The following is a 23,035-nucleotide window of genomic DNA, read 5'->3' as shown; positions in this document are numbered from 1 at the left end:
TTTCACTAAAAGCGCGCATTGCCTGGCCGTCGCAAGCCGGAATGATGATCTAGGCCGGTCGTCGGCATATATAAAACCAGTGATATAACAGATTTACTCACAACCGGCGGGCGCATACGGCCCCCATGGACCTTGCGGTCCGCCGGACCGGCAGAAAGAAGGCCGGCCTTCGGAAAGGCCGGCCCATCCAGTCGGAGGCAAGGCGGTGTCGGCGGTGCGTCAGGCGAGCGCCTCGCGCGGGCCGAAGAACTCATGCACGATGGCCGACTCCGGCAGGCCGAGCGCGGTCAGCGCCTTGACCACCGCAGCCATGAACGGCTTCGGACCCACGACATAGGCGGCGACCCCCGGCTCCTGCGGCAGCAGCTTGCCCAGCCGCTCCTCGTCCAGCAGGCCGACCATGTGCGGCGTGTCGCCCGGCTGCGGGTCGGCATAGCAGTAGACCGGCTTCAGCGCATCGTGCAGGGCGGCCAGCTGGTCGACCTGCCGGCGGAAGGCATGGACCGAGCCGTTGAGTGCCGCGTGCACGTAGATGACCTTGCGGCCGGCGGCCAGCGCCTGTTCGGCCAGCGGCAGGGCGGGGGTCTGGCCGACGCCGCCGGTGATCAGCAGCAGCGGACCGGCGCCCTCGCGCAGCACGAACTCGCCGGCGGGCGGATAGACGTCGATCTCGTCGCCGACCTGCACGCGGTCATGGAGGAAGCCGGAAACCAGCCCCTGCTGTTCCCGCTTCACCGAGATGCGGTAGTCCTTGCCGTTCGGCGAAGCCGACAGGCTGTAGTTGCGGTGGACGGTCTCGCCGTCGATGGTCAGCCGCAGGCCGAGATACTGGCCGGGGTGGAAGTCCATTACCGTCCCGCCATCGACCGGTACCAGCCGGAAGGAGGTGATGACGGCACTCTCCGGCGTCTTCTCCGCGATGCGGAAACGGCGGGCGCCGCGCCAGCCGCCGGTCAACGCCGCCTTGCGGGCATATTCCTTCTCTTCCGCGGCGATCAGCAGCTCCGCCAACTGCCAATAGGCGGCACCCCAGGCGTCGGCGACCTCGGTGGTCACAGCATCGCCCAGAACCTTGCCGATGGCTTCCATCAGGCAGGTGCCGACGATCTTGTACTGGTCGGGGGTGATGTTCAGCGAGACGTGCTTCTGCACGATCCCATCCACCGCCGGACCCAGCACCTCAAGCCGGTCGATGTTGGAGGCATAGGCGATGATGGCGTTGGCCAGCGCTTCCGGCTGGGCGCTGCTGCGCTGGTGGCTCTGGTTGAAGACGGCGCGCACTTCGGGGAAGCGCTCGAACATCAGCGGATAGAAGGTGCCGGTGATCGTGTTGGCGTTGGCGGCGACGACGGGAGCGGTGGCCTTGATGACGGCGATCTGGGCAGGCGTCAGCATGGGAGGGGGCAATCCTTTTGCGCGTCACGATGTCGCAATCAGATGGCAAGCCCTGTGCCAAAGCGACGCAGCGCGGAAATCCGCGCTGCACGGAAGCTGCGTTGTCAAAGTGACTGCGCACGGTATGATGTCGGATGGACAACGATGCGGTCATTTCGACACTATCGCTCCCGCTGGAAGAGGCTGGAGCGCTGGTGCAGGCGCTGGACGATCCGGCACGGCTGTGGCCGTTGCTGCTCGACCTGATGGCGCGCCATCTGCCTTGCGATGCCTGTGCGCTGCTGCGGCGTGACGACCGCGGCGGAACCGGTCGGGCGGGGGAGGGGCTGCTGGTGCCGCTCGCCACCCGCGGTCTCAGTCCCGACACGTTGGGGCGGCGCTTCGAGCTGGAGGAGCATCCCCGCCTGAAGGCGATTGCCGAGGCTGGCGGCGGGCTGTTGCGCTTTCCCGCCGGCTGCGAGCTTCCCGACCCCTATGACGGGCTGATCCCCGACCTGCGCCAGCGGCTGCATGTCCATGACTGCGTCGGTGCGCCGCTCGGCGTCGATGGGCGGCCGTGGGGGATGCTGACCCTGGATGCGCTGAACGAGGGGCGTTTTGAAGGGTGGGAGGGAGCGATTGCCGCCTGGGCCCGGCTCGCCGCCGACCTTGCGGCGGCGACGGAGCGGCGTGCCGCCCTGGCTGGCGATGGCGGCACCGCCCTGCGGATTCTCGACGATCCGCCGCAGGGCCTCGACTTCGATCCCATCGGTGCCAGCCCGGCGATGGCGAGCCTGCTGACGGAGATCGACACCGTGGCGGCCAGCGACCTCGTCGTGCTGGTGCTGGGCGAAACCGGGGTAGGCAAGGAACTGGTGGCGCGACGGCTGCATACCCGTTCCCCTCGCGCCGCCGGGCGGCTGGTCCACGTCAACTGCGCCGCCCTGCCGGATGCGCTGGTGGAAAGCGAACTGTTCGGCCATGTGCGCGGCGCCTTCTCGGGCGCAGTGGCCGACCGGCGCGGCAAGTTCGAGTTGGCCGACGGCGGCACCCTGTTCCTGGACGAGGTCGGCGAGTTGCCGCTGGCGGCGCAGGCGAAGATGCTGCGGGCCTTGCAGAACGGCGAGATTCAGCGCGTCGGCTCCGACCGTCACATCACCGTCGATGTGCGGGTGATCGCCGCCACCAACCGCGATCTGGCGGCGGAGGTACGCGAGGGACGCTTCCGCGCCGACGTCTATCACCGGCTCAGCGTCTATCCGCTGCGGGTGCCGCCGCTGCGCGACCGCGGCACCGACATCCTGCGGCTGGCCGGCCTGTTCCTGGAGCGCAACCGGGCGCGGCTGGGCCTGCGCAACCTGCGCCTGTCGGTGGCGGCGGAGCAGCGCATGCTGGCCTATCCCTGGCCCGGCAATGTGCGTGAGTTGGAACACGCCATCGGCCGCGGCGCCATCCGCGCCCGCGTGGCCCGCCCGACGGACGGCGGGGTGCTGACCCTGACCCCCGCCGATCTGGGGCTGGAAGAGGAGGGGAGCGCCGTGACGGCGACGATGTCCGTGCAGCAGGCTCGCCCGACGGAGCAGCCGACGTTGCCGGACCTGCCTCAACTGCCGCTGCGCGATGCGGTGGAGGAACTGGAGCGCCGGATGATCCGTGAGCATCTGGCCCGCCATGATGGCAATTGGGCGCAGGCGGCACGGTCGCTTGGGCTCGACCGCAGCAACCTGTTCCGCCTCGCCCGCCGGCTGGGGCTGCGGGAATGAGCGGGGAGAAGTTGTTCTGGCGCGCGGACATCGATGCGCTGGTCTTCCGGCCGGCCGGGCACGGCGGCTGGTGCGCCGTTCACCGGTTGGCCTTCCGTTCCTTGCTGGACCGGCGGGAACCGACGCCGGAAGACTGTCTCGCCTTTGCTGCCGCCCACCGCGCCTCGTTCGAGGCTGCGGCCGCGGGCAAGATCGCCCGGCGCGGCTACGGCGCCGCGGCCAGCCTGCATCTGACCAGCCGCGATGTCGCCCGCCTCCTCTAGAACCCCATCTGCCGCGGCATCCACAGCGCCAGATCCGGCCAGACGATCACCGCGACCACCACCAGCAGCATGGTGACCAACGGCCACATCACCCAGCGCAGGGTGCTTTCCATCGTGCAGCCGGTCATCCGGCAGGCGACCATCAGGTTGACGGCCATCGGCGGAGTGAACTGGCCGACGGCGATCATCAGGGTCAGGATGACGCCGAACCAGGTCAGGTCCCACTTGTAGGCGGTGGCGATGGGGATCAGCAGCGGCAGCAGGATGATGAAGATCGAGATGCCGTCCAGGAAGGTGCCGACGATGGTCAGCAGCACCACCAGAAGGGCCATCACCCCATATTCGCCCAGCCCGGAATGGATGATGGCATCGGCGATAGGGTCGATCACCGACAGGGTGCTCAATGCCCAGCCGAACACGCTTGCAAGCGCGATCACCGTCAGGATGATGGCGGAAATTTCCGCCGCCTCGACCAGCATGGAATAGAGATCGCGGAAACGGATGGTGCGGTAGACCACCATGCCCAGCAGAAGGCCGTAGGCCACGGCGATCACCGCCGCTTCCGTCGGGGTGAAGATGCCGAGACGCAGGCCGCCCAGGATGATGACCTTGGCGAACAGGCCCAGCGACGCGTCCCACAGGCTGCGCCAGAAGGGCGGGCGCGGCTCGTGCGACAGCTTCGAACCGAGATTGTGTTTCCGTGCCAGCCAGAAGACCGGAATGATCAGGGCAAGGCCGGCGAGCGTGCCGGGGATGATGCCGGCAGCGAACATCGAGGTGGTCGGGGCGGCAGGAACCAGCACGCTGTAGATGATCAGCGCGACCGACGGCGGGATCAGGATGTCGGTGGCCGCCGCGGCGGCGATGACGCTGGCGATGTAGGGGCGGGGATAGCCGGCGCGGATCATGCTGGGCGCCATGACGCCGCAGACCGCCGCGGCGATGGCCGGACCGGACCCCGAAATGCCGCCCATCATCATCGCCACCACGACGGCGATGACCGCCAGCGCGCCCTTGCCCTGGCCGACGATGGCGGTGGCGAAGCGCACCAGCTTCTGCGCCACGCCCGACCGGTCGAAGATGGTGCCGGCCAGCACGAACATCGGGATGGTCAGCAGCGGATATTTGGCGATGCCGGTATAGACGCTGGTCGGCACCGAGATGACGCCGAGATGGGCGAAGGCGATGGCGGCGGTGCCAGCCAGCCCGAGGGCGGCGGCGATCGGCACGCCCAGCACCATCATCACCAGGAAAGAGCCGAAGAGCAGGGTGGTGATCACGGCTCGCCCTCCGGGATATGTCCGGTCTCAAGCGGCTCCGTGCCCTTGTGGATGCGCACCATGCGGCCGACGGTGCGGGCCAGCACCACGAACGACAGGACCGGCAGGCAGATCGTGTAGATCCATTGCGGCAGACCCAGCGCCGGCGAGGTCACCTCGAACCGGTAATCGTCCCAGGTGGCCCAGGCGCCGTAAACCGTCAGCAGCCCGTACATCAGCGCGACGCAGGCCATGGCGAACTGCTCGGCCCGGCGGCGGTTGACGGGCGACATCTTGTCGGTGACGAAGGTGATGCGAATATGCCGGTCCTTGACCACCGCGGCCGACGCGCCGAGAAAGGTCAGGATGACCATCAGCGCAATCGAATACTCCTCGGTGAAGGCGAAGGAAACGTCGGTCAGGTAGCGCACCACGACGTTGGCGAAGGTGATCAGGGCCACCGCCGCCATGGTGATGGCGACCAGCACTTCTTCGATGCCCAGGGGGACGCGGGGTTTCGGCACCGGCCGGACGACGGTGGGGTCGTGATCGCTCATATTGCCAGGGTCCAGATAAAGGGAGCGGGATTATTCCCTTCACCGGGCAATCAATGCAAGAAACGATCTCCCGCCCGGATTACTCCGCCGGCATGCCGGCCATCCCCTCTTCGCAGAGCGTCTCTTTTGACAGCGGGATCCGCAGGGTGAAGACGCTGCCCTCGCCCAGCCGGCTGTCCACCGTCACGGTTCCGCCATGCAGTGCTGCGATGCGGCGGACCATGTTCAGCCCGACGCCGCTCCCCGCCGCCGTCCCGGTGTTGGACGCGCGGAAGAAGCGGTCGAACACCCGGTTCCGCTCGCTGTCCGGAATGCCGATGCCCTGGTCGGCGACGGACAGCGCTAGCCACGGTCCATCCGCCTCTTCCTCTTCCCGGACCCGCAGCCCGACCGGCGTGCCGGAGGGGGAGTATTTCAGCGCGTTGTTCAGCAGGTTGTGGACGCACAACTCCAGCATCGGACCGTCGCCCACCACCCAGTGCGGGCAGCCGTCCAGATCCAGTTCGATGCGTCGGCCGGGTGCGGCGTCGCCCTGGGCCGAGGCGGCGGCGCGCAGCAGGGCCGGCAAGGCCAGCCGGTCCCGGCGCAACGCAAAGGCGGGATCGTTCAGCCGGTCGTCGGCAAGGCAGGTTTCCAGGATGTTGATCTGCCGGCGCACGGCGCGTCGGATCTTCTCAAGCCGCGGCAGCATGCCGGGGGCCTTCACCTCCGCATCCATCAGCAGAAGCTGGGCCGCCCCATCGATGATGGCGAGCGGCGTCTTGAACTCGTGCGCCGCCATCGACAGGAAGCCGTTCAGCGCCCGCTTCGCCTCCTGCTCCGCCATCAGCCGCTCTTCCGCCTCCAGCCGGGCGAGGTCGAGGCGGCGCACGGTGTCCTCCAGCCTCATCTCGGCCCGGCGGCGGTGGGTGACGTCGCGCAGCATCAGCAGGCAGCCGACCTCGCGCCCGCCGCTGCCCGCCGTCAGCGGCACCCAGGTCACCTCGAAGCTGCGCGGAGAGCCGCCGCAGTCCAGCGTCAGCGGACCCGGTACAGTCGCCGGCATGGCGCCGACCATGGTGGACAGGGCCGACAGCCCGGGCAGGTCGGCAAGCCGCCGTCCGATGGCGGCATGATCGCCGGCAAGCGCCTGTGCCGCCGGATTGGCTTCCACCACGGTGCCGTCGCCGTCCAGCACCAGCACCGGATCCGGCACCGCGTCCAGCAGCGCATCGCGGGCCACCGGCAACAGCTCGAAAAGGCGACGCCGGGTGATCAACCAATAGAAAATCCCGTCCATCATCAGGAAGCTGAAGGCGGTGGGGTCCAGGTCGAACAGGGTCAGGTTGCCGAAGACGTAACCGGCATTGGCGGCCCACGGGACGGCCATCACCACCAGGAAACCCAGGTAATGGGTGCGGTAGGCCGGCGTCGCCCGGTGGATGCCGCTGGCGGTGACGACGATGCTCATCACCATGAAGGCATAGATGTAGATGGTGACGGCGTAAAAAAGCAACCCATGGCTGTAGACCAGGGCGGCGCCCGGCTCCGCGCTGATCGGTTGGATGGCAGTGTAGAACAGGTGGTGGACGTCGTTGGTCAGGGCCACCGCCCAGGTCGCCAATCCGATCGTCACCAGCACCAGCCGCCAGCGTGCCGGCAGCTCCCCCCTGGTGTAGGACCAGAGGAAGAACGCCCACAGGCTCGGTGTGCAGACAATGCCCAACCACGCCATTTCCGCCCACAACAGCTTGTCGGCCGGCGCCGGCACCATGCTCTCGACGGCGACGGCCGTCGACCACCAGGCTGCCGACAACTGCATCAGCACGAAATCGGTGCGGCCGGGGAAAGCGGGAAGGGTCCAACTGCGCGCTGCGATCCACAATGTGGCGACGACCGCGGCCAGAAGCAGGGCTGACGGAAGGGTCATCGCGGAGCGTGCATGGGTCGGGGCTTCGGCCGTGGTCGTTGCGGCAGATGGGAAGTGCAGAGAATGAACCTTTCCGCCGAAGCTGCGCAAGCTTCTCCGCCAAAAAGGAAAAGCGCGCCGCAATCGGCGCGCTTTCCCAGCCGGGCTGTTTGCCCGGACCTCACCGGATCGTGGAGCCGGTCACTCCTTATTCCTTGTTGCCGCCACTGTTGCCGCCGCCACCGTGGCTGTGCTCGCCACCCTTCTTGCCGGCCTCGGACGCACGTTCGGGATCGTTCTTGAAGCTGCCGCCCGACACCTGGCCGCCCTTGTGGCCGGCTTCGGCCGCGCGCTCCGGATCGTTCTTGAAGTTGCCGCCGGAGTGCTGGCCGCCTGCGCTGCGCCCTTCGTTCTGGTTCGCCATGATGTGTTCTCCATCCTGTGTGATGATCGAAAGGTCGTCACCGTGCGGAACCGCAACGGTGCAGATCAGAACAGGGCGTCGGTGGGATGGTCGCGCCGCCCCCGCCATCGGTTCAGTGCGGCCTTACCGGAAGTGGCAAGCCCCAGCCGGTTGCGGATTCGGACGTAGGGGCCGATAAGGTAAGCCTGCTCTGACATGGAACGGGGACGGCGGGTGTGAGTGATCGGGAGCGGTTCTCCGAGGTGGGGCAGGGCGACGCGGCGCTGCTGCGCAGCCGGGCGATTCCCTCGCTGTTCGAGGCGCTGGAAACCCAGTCCGAAGGAACGGTGGCGGTCGACCGCAACGCCCGTGTCGTGTGGATCAACGAGAAATACGCCCGGATGCTCGGCATCTCCGACCCCGCCGAGGCCATCGGCCGCGAGGTGGAGGAGATCATCCCCCATTCGCAGATGCGCCAGATCCTGGCGACCGGCCAGCCGATCCTTCTCGACCTGATGCTGTTCGGGACCCAGCGGCTGGTGGTCTCGCGCTTTCCGCTGACCGACGATGCCGGCACGGTGATCGGCGCCGTCGGCTTCGTTCTCTACGACAGCCTGCACCGGCTGAAACCCCTGCTGGCCGAATTGTCGCGGCTGGAGGCGGAACTGGCGGCGACCAAGCGCCGGCTCGACGAGGGGCGGCAGCCGCGTTACACGCTGCAAAGCTATGTCGGCGACAGCCCGGTCTGCCTGGAGGTCAAGCGCAAGGCCCGTCTCGCCGCCCGGACAGACGCGCCGATCCTGCTGCTGGGGGAGACCGGCACGGGGAAGGAACTGATCGCCCAGGCCATCCACGGCCTGTCGGCGCGCAGCGGACGGTCCTTCGTCGGCGTCAACGTGGCGGCGATCCCCGAAACGCTGCTGGAGGCGGAGTTCTTCGGCGCGGTGCCCGGCGCCTATACCGGGCTGGACCGCCGCGGGCGCGAGGGGCGCTTCAAGACCGCCGACGGCGGCACGCTCTTCCTGGACGAGATCGGCGACATGCCGCTGGGGCTCCAGGCCAAGCTGCTGCGCGCCCTGCAGGAGCAGGAGATCGAGCCTCTGGGCTCCGACCGGCCGGTGAAGGTGGATGTGCGGGTGATCGCGGCGACCAACGTCGATCTGGAACAGCGGATCCGCGACGGCCGCTTCCGCTCCGATCTCTATTACCGTCTGAACGTGCTGCCGATCCGACTGCCGGCTTTGGCGGAAATGGGCGGCGGCCTGGAGGCCATCGCCGAATCCATCCTGCAGGAGATCGCCGCCCGCACCGGACTTCCCCTGCGCGGCCTGACCCCGGAGGCGGTCGAGACCCTGGGCCGACATCGCTGGCCGGGCAACGTGCGCGAACTGCGCAACGTGCTGGAGCGTGCCTGCCTGCTGACCGACAACCGCCGCCTGACCGCCGCCGACCTTGCGGAGGCCTTGCCGGATCTGGGTGAGGCCGCTCCGCTTGAACGTCCTTCCGTGCCGACCGGCACGGCAGTCCGGGCGGAACCGCAAGCGCTGCCTCTGCCGGACTATGACCGGGCCTTCGACGAGTTCGAGCGCGGACTGCTCGGCCGGGCGCTCGCGGCCAGCGGCGGCCGTGCGGTGGAGGCGGCACAGGCGCTCGGCATCTCCCGCGCCGCCTTCTACAAGAAGCTCGCCCGTCTGGGGATGCGCGCCGGCGGGTGAGGCCGGCGCGCAGTCAACTCACATCGGCAACTGCTTCACCTGCGCCACGGCGGTCATCACGCCGCGGATTTCGGCCAGACCGCGCAGACGGCCGATCATCGGGTAGCCGGGGTGGGTCGGCTTGCCGACGTCGTCCAGCAGCTCGTGGCCATGGTCGGGGCGGAAGGGCAGGCGCCAGTTGTCGTTGCCGGCGTCCTGGCGGCGCTTCTGTTCCTCCAGCAGGGTGGTGACGACCGACACCATGTCGACGTCGCCGCCCAGATGGTCGGCTTCCTCGAACGACCCGTCCGGATCCTTGGCGACGTTGCGCAGATGGACGAAGTGGATGTCCTCGACGAAGCGCTTCGCCATCGCCGGCACATTGTTCGTCTGTCCGGCCCCCAGCGAGCCGGTGCAGAAGGTCAGGCCGTTGTTGGGCGACTTCACCGCATTGATCAGGTGGGCGAGGTCGTCCTCGGTGCTGACGATGCGGGGCAGGCCGAACAGCGGGCGGGGCGGGTCGTCGGGGTGGATCGCCATGCGGATGCCGACCTCTTCCGCGGTCGGGATCACCTCGCGCAGGAAGCGGGCCAGCGTCTCGCGCAGGCCGTCGGCGCTCATGCCGTTGAAGCGCGCGATCATCTTGCGCAGGCCGGGGATGTCGTAGCGGTCGTACGCACCCGGCAGGCCGGCCATGATGTTGGTCAGCAGCTTGGCGCGGTCGCTTTCCGACGAGCGGTCGAACCATTCCTTGGCCTTGGCGAGAACCTCCGGCGAATGGTCCTCCTCCGCGCCCGGACGCTCCAGCATATAGACGTCGAAGGCGGCATGTTCATGGGCGTTGAAGCGCAGCGAGGTGCCGCCGCCCGGCAGGGCCGCCGCCAGTTCCGTCCGCGTCCAGTCCAGCACCGGCATGAAGTTGTAGCAGATGGTCGTCACGCCGCAGGCGGCGAGGTTGCGCATCGACTGGCGGTAATTGTCGAACAGCTCGGTCAGGTCGCCTTCGCCGATCTTGATCGCCTCATGCACCGGCAGGCTTTCGGTGACAGTCCAGCTGAGGCCGAGTTCCTTGTCGGACTCGATCATCGCCTTGCGTTTCTGGATTTCCTCCACCGACCAGACGACGCCGTAGGGGATGTGGTGCAGGGCGGTGACCACGCCGGTGGCGCCGGCTTGGCGGATGTGGTTCAGCTTGATCGCGTCTTCGGGACCGAACCAGCGCCAGGATTGTTCCATGGCTGCGAACTCCTTGGATAGAGAGGGGGCTTTGGAAGTCTGGAGAAATCAGCGGAAAAGCAGGCTCGGCAGCCACAGCGACAGGGCCGGGATGTAGGAGACCAGGAACAGGATCAGGATGTTGCAGAGCAGGAAGGGCCAGATCGCCTTGGTGATGGCCCCCAGGGAGATCTTCGCGATGTTGGCGGCGACGAACAGGCAGACGCCGACCGGCGGGGTGGTCAGGCCGATCATCAGGTTCAGCACGGCGAAGGTGGCGAAATGGATCGGGTCGATGCCGACCTGGGTCGCCACCGCCAGCAAGGGCGGGAACAGGATGATCAGCGCCGCAATCGTCTCCATGAAGGTGCCGACGATCAGCAGCAGGATGTTGATCAGCAGGATGATCAGATACTTGTTGGTGGTCAGCGCCAGCATCGAGGCGGCGATGGCCTGCGGGATCTGCTCGCTGGTCAGGATCCAGCCGAAGACGTTGGCGAGGCCGACCAGCAGGATCAGCCCGCCCGCCCCGATGGCGCTTTCCAGCAGGATACCGGGCAGCTGGCGCAGCTTGAAACCCTTGTAGACGAACAGACCGATGACGAAGGCGTAGAGAGCCGCGACGATGGAGGCCTCGGTCGGGGTGAAATAGCCGCCGACGATGCCGAACAGGATGATCGCCGTCATCAGCAGCGCCCAGAAGGCGCCGCGGCTGGCGCGGACCAGTGCGCCGAAGCCCTGCCACGGCTCACGCGGGTAGTTGCGAACCCGCGCCAGGATCCAGACTGTCAGCATCATGCCGAGGCCGAGCAGCACACCAGGGATGGCGCCGGCCATGAACATCTTGCCGACCGACAGGCCGGTCAGCGTGCCGACGATGATCATCGGCACGCTGGGCGGGATGATCGGACCGACGGTGGAGGCGGCGGCCGTCACAGCGGCGGCGAAAGGCGCGTCGTAGCCCGACTTGCGCATCGCCGGGATCATCACCGCACCGATGGAGGCGGTTTCCGCCACCGCGGTTCCGGAGATGCCGGCGAACACCATCGACCCGGTGACGTTGGCAAGGCCGAGGCCGCCGCGGATATGGCCGACCAGCCGGTTGCTGAACAGCACGATCTGGTCGGTGATGCCGCCGCCGTTCATCAGGTTGCCGGCCAGCACGAAGCCGGGGATGCAGAGCAGGACGAAGCTGTCCATGCCCGCATACATGAACTGCGGGACCACGGCGAGGTCGATGTCGCTGCCGACCAGATAGACCGCCGACGCGCCGCCCAGGGCGATGCCCACCGGCGCGCCCAGGATCAGCAGGACGGCGAAGGTGACGAACAATGCGGTGACCATCAGACGGTTTCCCCATGGCTGGGCGGCGCGGAGTCGCGCCCGAGCCCGGCCAGCCGGGCAATCGAGAAGAAGGCAAGCGAGACCGGGATGATCAGCGTCACGACATAGACCCAGATCATCGGGACGTTGATGGACCGTGCCCGCTCACCCAGGCTGCCGACGACATAGTCCCAGGCACCGGGGATGATCGCGACGGCGAAGACCAGGATGGCCACGTCGACCAGCCGGGCGACCGCCCATTGCATCGGCTTGGGCAGCAGCAGGATGAACATGTCGACGTTCACCAGCTCGCCGCGCAGCAGCGCAAGGCCACAGGAGAAGGCGACGAGATGGACCAGCGCGAAGCGGGCCACCTCTTCGGTCCAGGGCGGCGAGGGAAAGCCCGGTATCCGGCCCAGCACCTGGATGGTCACGACGACGATAAGGACGCCGATGGCCGCCAGGGTTCCCCAACGGCAAAGGGCGGAGACGGCCGACACCAGGGCGGCAAAGGCGTTGCGCATGGAAGGACTCTTGCGGTTCGGGAGAAGACGGGCGCCCTCTCCCGGGACGGGAGAGGGCCTTGTCTGCCGCTCACTTCACCGCGAGGATTTCGTCGTAGATCGGCTTGATCTCCGGCGACAGCGCCGCGACGACGGCCGGACGGCCCTTCTCGGCGAAGGCGGCCTTGTCGACGGCGATGAACTCCATGCCCTTGGCCTTCAGGTCGGCGGCCAGCTTGGCCTCGTCCTCGATGAACAGCTTGCGCTCGGCGGCTTGGGCAGCCTTGGCGGCCTCCATGATGGCGGCGCGCTGTTCGGCCGGCAGCTTGTTCAGCTTCTTCGAGCCGCCGACCAGATAAATCCAGCTGATGACGTGCTCCGTCTGGTTCACGTATTTCTGGACCTCGTAGAAGCTCGCCGACTTGATCAACGCCAGCGGGTTCTCCTGCGCCTCGATGGTGTCGTTCTGCAGACCGGTGAACACCTCCGAGAAGGCCATCGGCGTCGGCTTGGCACCCAGCCCCTGCCAGAAGGACACGAACAGCGGCACGTTGGGGACGCGCATCTTCAGGCCGTTCAGATCGTCCGGCGACTTGATCGGGCGCTTGCTGGTCAGGTTGCGCGGGCCGCGGGCGAAGTAGGTCAGCGGGACCAGCTGGGTCTTCTGCTCGATGGCGTCGGCGATCTTCTTGCCCGGCTCGCCGGTGACGACCTTGTCGAGGTGATCGAGATCGCGGATGGCGTAGGGAACGGCCAGCAGTGCGGCGGCCGGCGCCCAGTTCTGCAGGGACTCGCCGGTGATGGTGAAGTCGATGGTGCCGAGCTGGATGCCCTTGATCAGGTCGGTTTCCTTGCCGAGCTGCTCGTTGGGGAACACCTTGACCTCGACCGCGCCGTTGGTGCGCTTGGCGACTTCCTCGGCGAAGACCAGCGAGGCCTTGTGCCAGACATTCTCCTCGTTGGCGAGGTGGCCGAGCTTCAGCGTCGTCTTGGCCTGGGCGCGGACGATGGCCGGGGCGGCGATCCCGCCCAGCAGCGTCGCACCGGCGGCGATGCCGGCGCCGAGGCCGATGCTCTTGGCCAGCGTGCGGCGCGAGATCGGGGTCTTGCTGTTCATCCTGGTGTCCCTCCATTTTGGGCGGATCGGGTCCGCCGTTGCTTCGATTGGTGGCTGCCCTTGGGCACGCGATCAGCTTTCGAAGTCGAGCTGAACCTTGATGGTGCTGGACGGGTCGGTCTCGATCAGCGAGAAGGCGCTCGCCGCATCGGCGATCGGGAAGACCTGGGTGATCATCGCCGCCGGCTTCAGCTTGCCGCTCTCCAGCCATTCGATGACCTGCGGCAGCAGGCGGCGGTTCAGGCGCGAGCCGACCAGCGTCAGTTCCTTCTTCACGATCTCCTGCTGGCTGATGTTGCAGGGGGCGGGAGAGAAGCCGAGCAGGCCGATGCGCGCCGCCGGGCTGGCGAGGCGGCAGGCCTCCTCCAGCAGGGCAGGCACGCCGGCGCCGTCGATCACCACCGTGGGGCCGAGCCCGTCATTCTCGTCGCGCACCGCATCGGGAACCGACACCCGCGACGAGTTGAGGACGACATCGGCGCCGAACTCCTTCGCCCGCTCCAGCCGCTTGTCGTCGAGGTCGGCGACGATGCAGCGGGCGCCGTGCAGTTTGGCGACCTGCACAATCGTCAGCCCGACCGTGCCGGCGCCATAGACCAGCAGCGTGTCGTCGGCGGCGATGCCGGTGCGCGACAGCACGTTGGCGGCGATCGACAGAGGCTCCGCCAGCGCGGCGATCGAGATCGGCAGGTCGGACCGCACCTTGACCGCATTGGCGGCCGGCACAACGACATGGTTGCGGAAACCGCCGTCGCGGTGGACGCCGAACACCTCCAGATTGGCGCAGACATTGGTGCGCCCGGCCCGGCAGGCATAGCAGCGGCCACAGGACACCACCGGATCCACCACCACATGGTCGCCGGCAACGACGTTGGTCACGCCATCGCCGACCGCCTCGACCGTGCCGGCGAACTCGTGGCCGATCACGCGCGGATAGACCGCGAAGGGGTTGGAGCCGTGGTAGATGTGCAGGTCCGACCCGCAGATGCCGGCACGCTGGACGCGCACCAGCACCTCGCCGGCCTTGACCGGCCCGGCAGACGGGGTGTTCTCGGGACGGAGCGCCAGCACATGCGGCTTTTCGACGGTCAGGGCAACCACGGGACTACTCCCTACTGAAGAGAATACGGTGAAACGGGATCAGGCAGACGCGGCCACGACGGCGCGGGCGCCTTCGGCGAACAGGCGCTTGAGCGCGACGGTGACTGGGGCGGTGAAGCGCTGGTCGCGCGGCAGGTCATCGCCGAACACAGCGGTCAGCCCGAGCAGCGCCTCGGCCAGCCGGTCGGGATCGCCGGTCGTGGCGGCTGCGATCTCCGCCAGCTTGGCAGCCAGCGGATCGCGCACGTCGATGGGCTGTCCCTTCTCGTCGGAGCCGGCGACGTAGCGCATCCAGGCGGCGACGGCCAAGGCCAGCCGGTCGATGGGCAAGCCGGCGGCAAGCCGGTCGCGGATCGGGTTCAGCAGCCGCTGCGGCAGCTTCTGCGTGCCGTCCATGGCGATCTGCCAGGTGCGGTGGCGCAGCGCCGGATTGCGGAAGCGGGCGATCAGCGCGTCCTTGTACTGCTCCATATCCGCACCGGGCGGCATGTGGAGCGTCGGCCCCGTCTCGTGGTCCATCAGGTTGCGGACCAGCGTGGCGAAGGCGGGATCGGCCATGGTGTCCGACACCGTCTCGTAGCCCGCCAGATAGCCGAGATAGGCGATGGTGGAATGGCTGCCGTTGAGCAGCCGCAGCTTCATCGTCTCATAGGGATGGACATCGGCGACCAGTTCCACCCCGACCGTCTCCCAGGCCGGCCGGCCGGCGGGGAAGCGGTCCTCGACCACCCATTGGGTGAAGGGCTCCGTCACCACCGGCCAGGCATCCTGCACACCGAGCGCCTGCGAGACACGGGCGCGGTCGGCCTCGGTGGTGGCGGGGACGATGCGGTCGACCATGCTGTTCGGACAGGCGACGGCCTCGGCCACCCAGGCGCCAAAGGCCGGGTCACGCAGTTCCGCGAAACGGTGCAGGATGCGGGCGACGGTGTCGCCGTTGCTCGGCAGGTTGTCGCAGCTCAGCACGGTGAAGGGCGCCAGCCCGGCAGCGCGGCGGCGGGCCAGCGCCTCGGCCAGGAAACCGATGGCGGTGCGCGGCTTGTCCGGGTTGTCCAGGTCGTGGCGGATGTCGGGATGGCTCTCGTTCAGCGCGCCGGTGGCCGGATCATGGCAATAGCCCTTCTCGGTCACCGTCAGGGTGACGATGCGCACCGAGGGGCGGCACATCCGCTCCAGCACCGCTTCCGGGTCCTCATGCGCGACCAGCAGGTCCAGCAGGCAGCCGATCACCCGAAGCCGCTCCCCCTCCGCATCGCGCACCGCGACGGTGTAGAGCCCGTCCTGCGGTTCCAGCGCGTCGCGGGTGTCGGGGCTGCGCAGGCTGACGCCGGCGATACCCCAGGGCCCGAACTGCCGTTCAAGCAGGGCGTCGGTGTAGGCCGCCTGATGGGCGCGCTGGAAGGCACCGACGCCGAGATGGACGATCCCGATGTCGAGGCCGTTGCGGTCGTAGCCGGGCCGGGCCACCGTCGCCGGCAGGGCGGACAGGCCGGAGGCGCCGAGGCGCCGCGACGGGGCGCCGGACGGAGGGACGGTGGACGCAGGCGATTGCATGGAGAGCATTTCCTTCCAGGCGAGCGGTTGGCTCACATTCTTGTATGGTAGTATGTCAAGAAGCGCGGAGAAGGGCAACCCGGATTGTCATCCTGTCGAACCATATAGCCCTGCTACTGCCGTCCGCCCTTGCGGCCGGCACCGGACAGGCGGCGGCGGTCAGCGCAGGGCGGCAACCCGTGACCGGCCGTTGTTTCTGGAGGTGGTCTTGGGTGCCGGCGGGGCTCCGGCCTCCTCAAGGGTGAACAGGTCGGGGAACTTGCCTTCCAGTTCGGGCAGCGAGGTCAGGATCTCGCGCAGATGCAATCCCATCGCCGCCTCCGCCTTGGCCGGGTCGCGAGCGACAATCGCCTCCAGCACCGCCTGATGCTGCGAGATCAGCCGGCGGATCGGCGTGGCATAGGGAACGCTGAGATAGCGGACGCGGTCCATCTGCGCCTTCGTCTCCTCGACGATGCGCCAGGCATAGTCGCACTCCGCCCCGATGGCGATGGCGCGGTGAAAGGCTTCGTCCAGTTCCAGGAAGCGCACCGGCACCGGTTCGTCGGCGATGTCCCACTGGGCCTTCAGATTGTCGCGGAGCTCGGCGATGCCGGCCGGCGTGATGGTCTCGCAGGCCTTGCGCACCACGGCGGTCTCCACCGCCTCGCGCACGAAGCGCGCGTCCAGCACCTGCTTGACCGAAATCTTGACGACGAAGCTGCCACGTTGCGGCCGGATGGTGAGGAGGCCGGCTTCGCTCAGCTTGATGAAGGCCTCGCGCACCGGCTGGCGGCTGACGCCGAGCTGGTCGGCGATCTCCTGCTCGGACAGGGCCTGGCCGGGGCGGAACTGCATCGTCACGATGGCTTGGCGCAGCACCCGGTACACGCGCCGCGCGATCGGCTCGCCGGATTCCACGTCGATCTTGTTCAGCATCGGCACGTCATGGTTTATGGCGCCTCGAAACCTGCCCGAAGGGCCGGAGCGGATGACTGGTCTATCAGGATACTACCATACCAAGCGGTCGGCAAGAGTATTTCCCGCCAAGCCCTCTTGGCCCAAGGCGGGTTTCTCAACGAAAGCTCACCCGGATCAAAGAGACCTCACCAGAGTTCCACAAACAAACTGCCGGCCGGTACGGGCGGAATTTATGGGAACCCCGTTCAGGATCATGATGTTGGCAGTGCATCCTTGAACGGGGCAGGCATGGACAGTGGACCTATGCCGCCGGACGCTTGCCGCGGCCGACGATCTGGGTCGGATTGACGAAGCGCAGGGCGACGATCAGCCAGACCAGCGTGGTCACCATATAGATGACCGCCATGGCGTCGATCGACTGCACCGCCCGGACGCCGGAGGCGAACACAGCGTAGTAGAGCGCCACCACCAGGGTCTGGCTGCCGGGCCCGGAGACCAGGAAGGTCAGCTCGAACATGCCGATGGTGCGGACCAGCACCAGAAGCAGCGCCGCCAGCACACCCGGCATCAGCATCGGCACCAGCACATGGACGAACATCTGGAAGATGTTGGCGCCGAAGACGCGGGCCGCCGCCTCGGTGCGCGGGTCGATCTGTTCGATGAAGGGGATCATCACCAGCACCACGAAGGGCACGGTGGGCACCAGATTGGCCAGGATGACGCCGGTCAGCGTGCCGCCCAGCCCCGCCTTGTACAGCACCGTCGCCAGCGGGATGCCGTAGGTGATGGGCGGAACCAGCAGGGGAAGCAGCAGCAACAGCATCACCGCCCGCTTGGCCGGAAACTCGCGCCGCGCCAGCGCATAGGCGGCCGGGACACCGAGCAGGCCAGACAGCAGGACCACCGCCCCGACCGCCTGGAAAGTGACCCACAGCACGTCGCCCAGCTGGAACTCGTCCCAGGCGGCGAAGTACCAGCGGGTGGTGAAGCCCGCCGGCAGCCAGGTGCCGAGCCAGCGGGTTCCGAAGGAGGAGGTCACCACCGAGGCGATCAGCCCCATCAGATTGATCAGAAACAGCCCGATCACCGCCCAGACGGCGAAGACCCACAGGCGGGACATGATGGATTTCTGCATTGCCGCCTCTCCTCAGCCTTTGGCGCCCGCGGCGGGGCCGCGGTAGAACAGCGAGCGGCAGCCGAGAACCGCGACGACCACCAGCAATTGGACCGCCCCCATGATCATCGCGATGGCCGAGGCCATGGAGTAGTCGTACTCCTCGAACGCGGCCTGATAGGCGGCGATGGAGATGACGCGCGTGGCGCCGGCCGGATCGCCGACCAGCACCGCCGACGGCAGCACCGAATAGGCCTGGACGAAGGACAGACAGAAGGTGATGGCGAGGCCGGGGATCAGCAGCGGCAGGAAGACCTCGCGGAAGCGGGCGGCCGGGCCGGCACCCAGCGTCGCCGCCGCATTCTCCAGCGACGGGTCGATGCCGGTGACGTAGGACAGCGTCAGCAGGAAGGTGAAGGGGAAGCCGGTCAGCACCAGCGAGATGAAGACGCCCCAATAGCCGTTTAACACGGAGATCGGGGTGGACAGCAGCCCGGCCGCCATCAGGGCGCGGTTGAACCAGCCCTGCGGCCCGAAATAGAACAGCATGCCTTCGGCCACCAGAACGGTGCCGAGCGTGATCGGCAGCACCAGCAGGGTGGTCAGCAGACGCTGGCGCCGCATCAGCCGGACGCGGAAGGCGATGGGGATGGCGATCAGCAGGTTCAGCAGCGTCACCGGGAATGCCAGACGCAGCGTCTTGAAGATGGTGCCGTAAAGGAAAGGATCGCCGAAGAACCGGGCATAATTGCCGAACAGCGATCCGTCCTTGGGCTCGAAGGACAGCATCAGCCCGTAGAGGAACGGGTAGATGAACAGCCCCAGGATCAGCGCCACGCAGGGCAGCACCAGCAGGGTCGCCCCGTCGATGCCGCGGGCAGCCAATCGCTGGCGCAGGGTCGGCCCCTCGGCGCGGCCTTCCAGGACGGCGCTCATCGCGCGTCTCCGAACACCAGCACGCGGCCGGCATCGGCGCCGAGCCGGACGGCGGCGCCCCGCTGCAACGGATAGGGGGAGGCGAAATGCAGCTCGGTGCCCGACGCGGTGACGCCGACACCGTGGAAGCCGCGCCCGCGATACTCCACCGCCTCCACCCGCACCGGAATGCCGCTGTCGGTGCCGGTCGGCTCCAGATCATCGGGGCGGATCGCGGCGACTGCCGCCTTGCTGGCGGAAGCGGCACGCATCCGGCCGCGGATCACCGTGCCTTCGATGTTCAGCAGGGCGTCCTCGCCCTCCATCCCGACCAGTTCGCCGTTGACGCGGTTGCGGAACCCCATGAAGTCGGCGACATCGAGATGGGCGGGCAGGGCGTAAAGCTCCGCCGGTGTGCCGACCTGCCGGATGGCGCCGTCGCGCAGGACGACGATGCGGTCGGCCAGCGACAGCGCCTCTTCCTGGTCGTGGGTGACGTAGATGGTGGTGGAGCCGAGGGACTGGTGGATGCGGCGGATTTCCTGGCGCATCTCCAGCCGCAGCTTGGCGTCCAGGTTGGACAGCGGTTCGTCCATCAGCACCAGCGGCGGCTCGACCACGATGGCACGGGCGATGGCGACCCGCTGCTGCTGGCCGCCCGACAGCTGGCCCGGCAGCTTCTCCGCCTGCGATTCCAGCCGCACCGCCGCCAGGGCGGCATCGACCCGCTTCTCCAGTTCCGGCTTCGGCACGCCGCGCATGCGCAGGCCGAAACCGATGTTCTTGCGCACGGTCATGTGCGGGAACAGGGCGTAATTCTGGAAGACCATGCCGAAGCCGCGCTCTTCGGGCCGCAGCACGTCGACCCGCCGGTCGTCGAGCATGATGCGCCCGCCGCTGACCGGCAGCAGGCCGGCGATGCAGTTCAGCGCGGTCGTCTTGCCGCATCCTGACGGGCCGAGCAGGGCGATGAACTCGCCCCGTTCGATGGTGAGGTCCAGCCCTTTCAGCGCCGTGAAGGCGTCGAACTCCCGCCTCACTCCCTGAAGGTGCAGTTGCTTGAAGGTGGTGGCTCCGACGGTCATTCCGGGGTCCTGTGGCTGGATGGGGCGCTGTCTTCGGAGAGGCCCGCCGCCCGCTGCCGGGCGGAGGACCCCTCCGTTTCACGTCGTCGGCTGGAGCGCCGTCATTTGCCCTTGCGCCCGCCGATCTCCTCGTCCCAGCGGCGGAAGGCCTGCACCAGCTTGTCGGCGGCGAGCGGCAGTTCGATGGGGTGGTCGGCGATCAGCTTGTCGTAGGATGGGCGGCCGAACTCGGCGATGGCGTCCTGGCTCTCCTTCGGCGCCATGGCGAGCGTCACGCCCTTCACCGCCGGGCCCGGATAGAAATAGCCCTCGTCATAGGTGTAGGCCTGCTGCGCCGGGGTCAGCAGATGGTTCATCAGGTCCAGGAGGACGGCGAGCTTTTCCGCCGACACGCCCTTGGGGATGCACATGTAATGGGCGTCGGCGACCCAGCGGAAATTCTCCACCGCGAAGACCTCGGCCGACTTCGGCACCACGCCGAGCACCCGCGGGTTGATGTCCCAGCCGGTGGTCGACACGATGATGTCGAGCGATCCTTCGCCCAGCGCCTTCATGGTCGGCGTGGTGCCGCCCGGATAGGCCTCGATGGTCTCGCCCAGCTCGCGCAGATAGACCCAGGTCTTTTCCCAGCCGTTGACCGGATCCTTGGGATCCTTGTCGCCCAGGATGTAGGGCAGCCCCATCAGGAAGGTGCGGCCGGGACCGGAGTTGGCCGGGCGGGCATAGGCGAAGCGCTTCGGATTGGCCTTCGCCCAGGCCAGCAGTTCCGCGGCCGTCTTCGGCACCTGCTTCACCCGTTCCGGCGCATATTCGAACAGCGGGCCCGACGGGTAGTAGGTGACGACCACGCCCTGGCCTTCGGCGAGACCCTGCATGCGGGCGGCCGGCTCCAGATAGATGTCGGACAGTTTCGGCAGGTCGCCGGCGCGGTCCGGCAGCAGATTGACCCACAGCTTCTGGTCGATGCCGGCGGACAGCACGTCGGTGCCGGTCAGGACCAGATCGATGTCGACCCGGTTGGCGTCCTGCTGCGCCTTCAGCTTGCCGGGGAGTTCCGGCGCCGGCGCCTTGGAGAAGACGATGCGCGAAGCCCAGTCGGGCTTGGCCTTGCGGTAATTCTCGATGGCCTTCTGGGTCAGCGCCAGATTGCCGGCGACGTCCACCACATTCAGCGTGACCGGGCTCGCCGGCTTCGGCAGGGCTGCGAACACCGGCCGGCCGGTCGCCAGGAGCCCGGCGGTCCCGGCGGACGCCGCGAGGAAGCCGCGTCGTGAAATCCCGTGGTCGATCATAGGTTTCCTCCCGTTTGTGCGTGTTTTGAAATTGCGGTGGTTCGAGCTGCGGCGGACATACTGAAGCGGCCGGGAAGCCATGGTTGGCGGCCTGACGGAACCGGTCGGAGAGCAGGATCGCGGAAGATGCGGATAATTCGTTCCTATGCCAAATGCTAGTATGGTAGTCCCGGCTCCGCAAGCGGAAACTCGTATGGTAGTAGCTTGTCGTGTCGTGTAGGGCGGGGGAGCGCGCAAGCCTTTGTCCGATGACCGTTGACTTTCTTTGCCTCCTGCACTGGACTGTCGCCACAATGTCAAGCTGTGGAAACGACCGCAGGTCGACGTATGAGCGTTCCAAATTCATCTGCCGATATGCTATGGCTTGATATCGGTTGAGGTCCTGTCTCGCTTCGATAACAGCACCTCAAATTCAGAGGGTTTGTCGGTGGAGAATCTTAAAGAGAGGTCGAGAATATTTTGATAAAATCGAAAAGATATAAATAAAGTATGAGAATATTTTTGTTTCTTATTTAAAATATCCCAAAAATTAAGATAACTACTTTTCGCGAGGCTGATATTATATTTTTCCGCGCGCTCCATATCTAATTAATAGAACGGATGGAATCTTGATGGTTTGGATGGGATAGAATGACAATGATACCGAAATTATTCCAAGAAAAAATTGATGGCTCCCTTGGAAAACTGAAGGCCATACTTGAAAGAGTAGAGCTAAAAATTCTTTTCTTCACGGAAAACAAATTCTTGTTTCCCAATGATTTTGACGAAGACTTTCGCGAACATTATTATAAATTAGAAATTTCCAGTGATGGATCAATATTCGATGATCAAAACTTTGATTTCGATGTTGTAATTCTGTGCGGACATCTAAAGAGCGAAGAGATATTTTCTTGGAAGTTGCAAAACATGCCAAGGCAGCCGTTTGTTGCGCTTTGGACATGGGACAATCATCATGAGCCCATCCTCAACAACCGGGCGGCTATGATCGCCGATGCGGTATTCCCTGCTCATTGGTTCGCGCATGAGGACATGGCAAATGCAGCCACCCTCATAGCGCCGCATCTTCCGCTTTGCATAACGCAATGGAGCAGTGTCTTCCTGGCTTCGATGGAAGAGAAGATCGCTTCTGCGGGGCGGTGCGATAAACTATATGGCGGTTTCTTCAATCATGTGGATGCAAAAGAGAGAAACGGATTGATCGCGTCATATCGGGATCGATATCCTGATGATCATGTGTTCACTCTCGGACTCGACAAAAGATCTGCGTATTTCTCATTCAGCCAGGAACAGAGGCTGTTGGATTGGGCTTCCTACAAGGTCAGTGTAATTCTTCCATTGAAAAATGATATTTCACAACGGTTGTTCGATGCTCTGGCATGTGGTCTGATCCCCATCGTTCCACCTGAGTTTCCCGATCTTGATCTGGTGATTCCACACCATGATCAACACTCCTTGCCGATCGTCCGGATGGAAAACTATTCCGTCGACGGTATTGCGGATGCCCACACCCGCGCCTTGACGCTGTTCGACCGGGACGGCAAGCAAGGTGTGGTGCGCCGGCATCGGTTCGCTCGCGACAATCACGGATTGCGCAACAGAATAGATCGGCTGGTCAGTCTGTTCCGTCCGGGCACAGCGATCTCAAGAGTGTGGATCGACTTCGAGCGCGGAATCCACATATACTTGACATGATTTGGAACGGTTACTACAAGAAG

Annotated in this window: 20 protein-coding genes; 4 read left to right on the top strand and 16 right to left on the bottom strand. The window is 66.3% G+C overall.

The annotated features are described in order from the left end of the window. Nucleotides 1-219: 219 nt before the first annotated feature. Nucleotides 220-1,395 carry an NO-inducible flavohemoprotein gene (gene hmpA, locus TSH64_RS07780; protein WP_109096251.1) on the bottom strand — a complete coding sequence of 392 codons (1,176 nt, stop codon included), beginning with the start codon at nt 1,393-1,395 and terminating at the stop codon, nt 220-222. A gap of 134 nt (nt 1,396-1,529) precedes the next feature. On the opposite strand from hmpA, the gene norR reads away from it, so the two are divergent. Both norR and TSH64_RS07770 read left to right on the top strand, forming a co-directional pair. Continuing rightward, nucleotides 1,530-3,137, top strand: a complete 1,608-nt coding sequence (gene norR / locus TSH64_RS07775) for a nitric oxide reductase transcriptional regulator NorR (protein ID WP_109096250.1) — start codon at nt 1,530-1,532, stop codon at nt 3,135-3,137. After that, a complete protein-coding gene (locus tag TSH64_RS07770; protein WP_109096249.1) occupies nt 3,134-3,400 on the top strand; it encodes a hypothetical protein in 267 nt (88 codons plus the stop codon). Before norR ends, TSH64_RS07770 begins: the two co-directional genes overlap by 4 nt. On the opposite strand, the gene TSH64_RS07765 is transcribed toward TSH64_RS07770, so the two are convergent. From TSH64_RS07765 to TSH64_RS07750, 4 genes are all read right to left on the bottom strand, one after another. After that, complete coding sequence (locus TSH64_RS07765) at nt 3,397-4,680, bottom strand: TRAP transporter large permease (protein ID WP_109096248.1); 1,284 nt, start codon at nt 4,678-4,680, stop codon at nt 3,397-3,399. The two genes, TSH64_RS07770 and TSH64_RS07765, sit on opposite strands and share 4 nt — an antisense overlap. Next, nucleotides 4,677-5,216 carry a TRAP transporter small permease gene (locus TSH64_RS07760; RefSeq protein ID WP_109096247.1) on the bottom strand — a complete coding sequence of 180 codons (540 nt, stop codon included), beginning with the start codon at nt 5,214-5,216 and terminating at the stop codon, nt 4,677-4,679. Before TSH64_RS07760 ends, TSH64_RS07765 begins: the two co-directional genes overlap by 4 nt. Nucleotides 5,217-5,295: 79 nt before the next feature. Continuing rightward, on the bottom strand, nt 5,296-7,125 hold the full coding sequence (locus TSH64_RS07755) for a histidine kinase N-terminal 7TM domain-containing protein (protein WP_109096246.1): 1,830 nt from the start codon (nt 7,123-7,125) through the stop codon (nt 5,296-5,298). Between the two features lie 187 nt (nt 7,126-7,312). Beyond that, entirely contained in the window at nt 7,313-7,528 is a 216-nt protein-coding gene (locus TSH64_RS07750; protein WP_109096245.1) for a general stress protein, read from the bottom strand. A 215-nt stretch (nt 7,529-7,743) separates the two neighbouring features. On the opposite strand from TSH64_RS07750, the gene TSH64_RS07745 reads away from it, so the two are divergent. Beyond that, nucleotides 7,744-9,222: a sigma 54-interacting transcriptional regulator gene (locus TSH64_RS07745; protein ID WP_109096244.1), complete on the top strand. Its 1,479-nt coding sequence runs from the start codon at nt 7,744-7,746 to the stop codon at nt 9,220-9,222. 18 nt (nt 9,223-9,240) lie between these two features. Here TSH64_RS07745 and uxuA read toward each other — a convergent pair whose 3' ends face one another. From uxuA to TSH64_RS07690, 11 genes are all read right to left on the bottom strand, one after another. Next, nucleotides 9,241-10,437 (bottom strand): mannonate dehydratase, encoded by a 1,197-nt coding sequence (gene uxuA / locus TSH64_RS07740; protein ID WP_109096243.1) that lies wholly within the window; start codon nt 10,435-10,437, stop codon nt 9,241-9,243. 48 nt (nt 10,438-10,485) lie between these two features. Then, nucleotides 10,486-11,760: a TRAP transporter large permease gene (locus TSH64_RS07735; RefSeq protein WP_109096242.1), complete on the bottom strand. Its 1,275-nt coding sequence runs from the start codon at nt 11,758-11,760 to the stop codon at nt 10,486-10,488. Further along, on the bottom strand, nt 11,760-12,263 hold the full coding sequence (locus TSH64_RS07730) for a TRAP transporter small permease subunit (RefSeq protein WP_109096241.1): 504 nt from the start codon (nt 12,261-12,263) through the stop codon (nt 11,760-11,762). Before TSH64_RS07730 ends, TSH64_RS07735 begins: the two co-directional genes overlap by 1 nt. Before the next feature lie 70 nt (nt 12,264-12,333). Next, entirely contained in the window at nt 12,334-13,359 is a 1,026-nt protein-coding gene (locus tag TSH64_RS07725) for a TRAP transporter substrate-binding protein (RefSeq protein ID WP_109096240.1), read from the bottom strand. 72 nt (nt 13,360-13,431) lie between these two features. Further along, complete coding sequence (locus TSH64_RS07720; RefSeq protein ID WP_109096239.1) at nt 13,432-14,460, bottom strand: Zn-dependent oxidoreductase; 1,029 nt, start codon at nt 14,458-14,460, stop codon at nt 13,432-13,434. Between the two features lie 39 nt (nt 14,461-14,499). Further along, on the bottom strand, nt 14,500-16,014 hold the full coding sequence (locus tag TSH64_RS07715) for a mannitol dehydrogenase family protein (RefSeq protein ID WP_109452398.1): 1,515 nt from the start codon (nt 16,012-16,014) through the stop codon (nt 14,500-14,502). A 159-nt stretch (nt 16,015-16,173) separates the two neighbouring features. Next, the gene (locus TSH64_RS07710; RefSeq protein ID WP_109096238.1) at nt 16,174-16,932 is read right to left on the bottom strand and encodes a GntR family transcriptional regulator; all 759 of its coding nucleotides are present in this window, start codon (nt 16,930-16,932) and stop codon (nt 16,174-16,176) included. A 283-nt stretch (nt 16,933-17,215) separates the two neighbouring features. After that, entirely contained in the window at nt 17,216-18,049 is an 834-nt protein-coding gene (locus TSH64_RS07705; protein WP_109096237.1) for an ABC transporter permease subunit, read from the bottom strand. A gap of 12 nt (nt 18,050-18,061) precedes the next feature. Beyond that, complete coding sequence (locus tag TSH64_RS07700) at nt 18,062-18,964, bottom strand: ABC transporter permease subunit (protein WP_109096236.1); 903 nt, start codon at nt 18,962-18,964, stop codon at nt 18,062-18,064. Then, nucleotides 18,961-20,028 carry an ABC transporter ATP-binding protein gene (locus TSH64_RS07695; RefSeq protein WP_109096235.1) on the bottom strand — a complete coding sequence of 356 codons (1,068 nt, stop codon included), beginning with the start codon at nt 20,026-20,028 and terminating at the stop codon, nt 18,961-18,963. The genes TSH64_RS07700 and TSH64_RS07695 overlap by 4 nt, the downstream gene beginning before the upstream one ends. 101 nt (nt 20,029-20,129) lie before the next feature. Then, nucleotides 20,130-21,320 (bottom strand): extracellular solute-binding protein, encoded by a 1,191-nt coding sequence (locus TSH64_RS07690; protein ID WP_109096234.1) that lies wholly within the window; start codon nt 21,318-21,320, stop codon nt 20,130-20,132. Nucleotides 21,321-21,950: 630 nt separating this feature from the next. Here TSH64_RS07690 and TSH64_RS35295 point away from each other — a divergent pair. Then, nucleotides 21,951-23,012, top strand: coding sequence for a hypothetical protein (locus TSH64_RS35295; RefSeq protein WP_146208011.1), 1,062 nt, complete (start codon nt 21,951-21,953; stop codon nt 23,010-23,012). Nucleotides 23,013-23,035 lie beyond the last annotated feature (23 nt).

Origin of the sequence: Azospirillum sp. TSH64 (assembly GCF_003116035.1) — a bacterium.
GTDB lineage: Bacteria > Pseudomonadota > Alphaproteobacteria > Azospirillales > Azospirillaceae > Azospirillum.
The sequence above is the reverse complement of the archived record's forward strand: the minus strand, read 5'-3'. Positions and strand labels throughout refer to the sequence as shown.

Bases quoted from the DNA above. Each gene is read 5' to 3' on its own strand.
- TSH64_RS07730 (WP_109096241.1), bottom strand. From the start codon at position 12,263: ATGCGCAACGCCTTTGCCGCCCTGGTGTCGGCCGTCTCCGCCCTTTGC.
- uxuA (WP_109096243.1), bottom strand. From the start codon at position 10,437: ATGGAACAATCCTGGCGCTGGTTCGGTCCCGAAGACGCGATCAAGCTG.
- TSH64_RS07735 (WP_109096242.1), bottom strand. From the start codon at position 11,760: ATGGTCACCGCATTGTTCGTCACCTTCGCCGTCCTGCTGATCCTGGGC.
- TSH64_RS07705 (WP_109096237.1), bottom strand. From the start codon at position 18,049: ATGCAGAAATCCATCATGTCCCGCCTGTGGGTCTTCGCCGTCTGGGCG.
- TSH64_RS07710 (WP_109096238.1), bottom strand. From the start codon at position 16,932: ATGCTGAACAAGATCGACGTGGAATCCGGCGAGCCGATCGCGCGGCGC.
- norR (WP_109096250.1), top strand. From the start codon at position 1,530: ATGGACAACGATGCGGTCATTTCGACACTATCGCTCCCGCTGGAAGAG.
- TSH64_RS07715 (WP_109452398.1), bottom strand. From the start codon at position 16,014: ATGCAATCGCCTGCGTCCACCGTCCCTCCGTCCGGCGCCCCGTCGCGG.
- TSH64_RS07695 (WP_109096235.1), bottom strand. From the start codon at position 20,028: ATGACCGTCGGAGCCACCACCTTCAAGCAACTGCACCTTCAGGGAGTG.
- TSH64_RS07700 (WP_109096236.1), bottom strand. From the start codon at position 18,964: ATGAGCGCCGTCCTGGAAGGCCGCGCCGAGGGGCCGACCCTGCGCCAG.
- TSH64_RS07750 (WP_109096245.1), bottom strand. From the start codon at position 7,528: ATGGCGAACCAGAACGAAGGGCGCAGCGCAGGCGGCCAGCACTCCGGC.
- hmpA (WP_109096251.1), bottom strand. From the start codon at position 1,395: ATGCTGACGCCTGCCCAGATCGCCGTCATCAAGGCCACCGCTCCCGTC.
- TSH64_RS07725 (WP_109096240.1), bottom strand. From the start codon at position 13,359: ATGAACAGCAAGACCCCGATCTCGCGCCGCACGCTGGCCAAGAGCATC.
- TSH64_RS07755 (WP_109096246.1), bottom strand. From the start codon at position 7,125: ATGACCCTTCCGTCAGCCCTGCTTCTGGCCGCGGTCGTCGCCACATTG.
- TSH64_RS07770 (WP_109096249.1), top strand. From the start codon at position 3,134: ATGAGCGGGGAGAAGTTGTTCTGGCGCGCGGACATCGATGCGCTGGTC.
- TSH64_RS07690 (WP_109096234.1), bottom strand. From the start codon at position 21,320: ATGATCGACCACGGGATTTCACGACGCGGCTTCCTCGCGGCGTCCGCC.
- TSH64_RS07760 (WP_109096247.1), bottom strand. From the start codon at position 5,216: ATGAGCGATCACGACCCCACCGTCGTCCGGCCGGTGCCGAAACCCCGC.
- TSH64_RS35295 (WP_146208011.1), top strand. From the start codon at position 21,951: ATGACAATGATACCGAAATTATTCCAAGAAAAAATTGATGGCTCCCTT.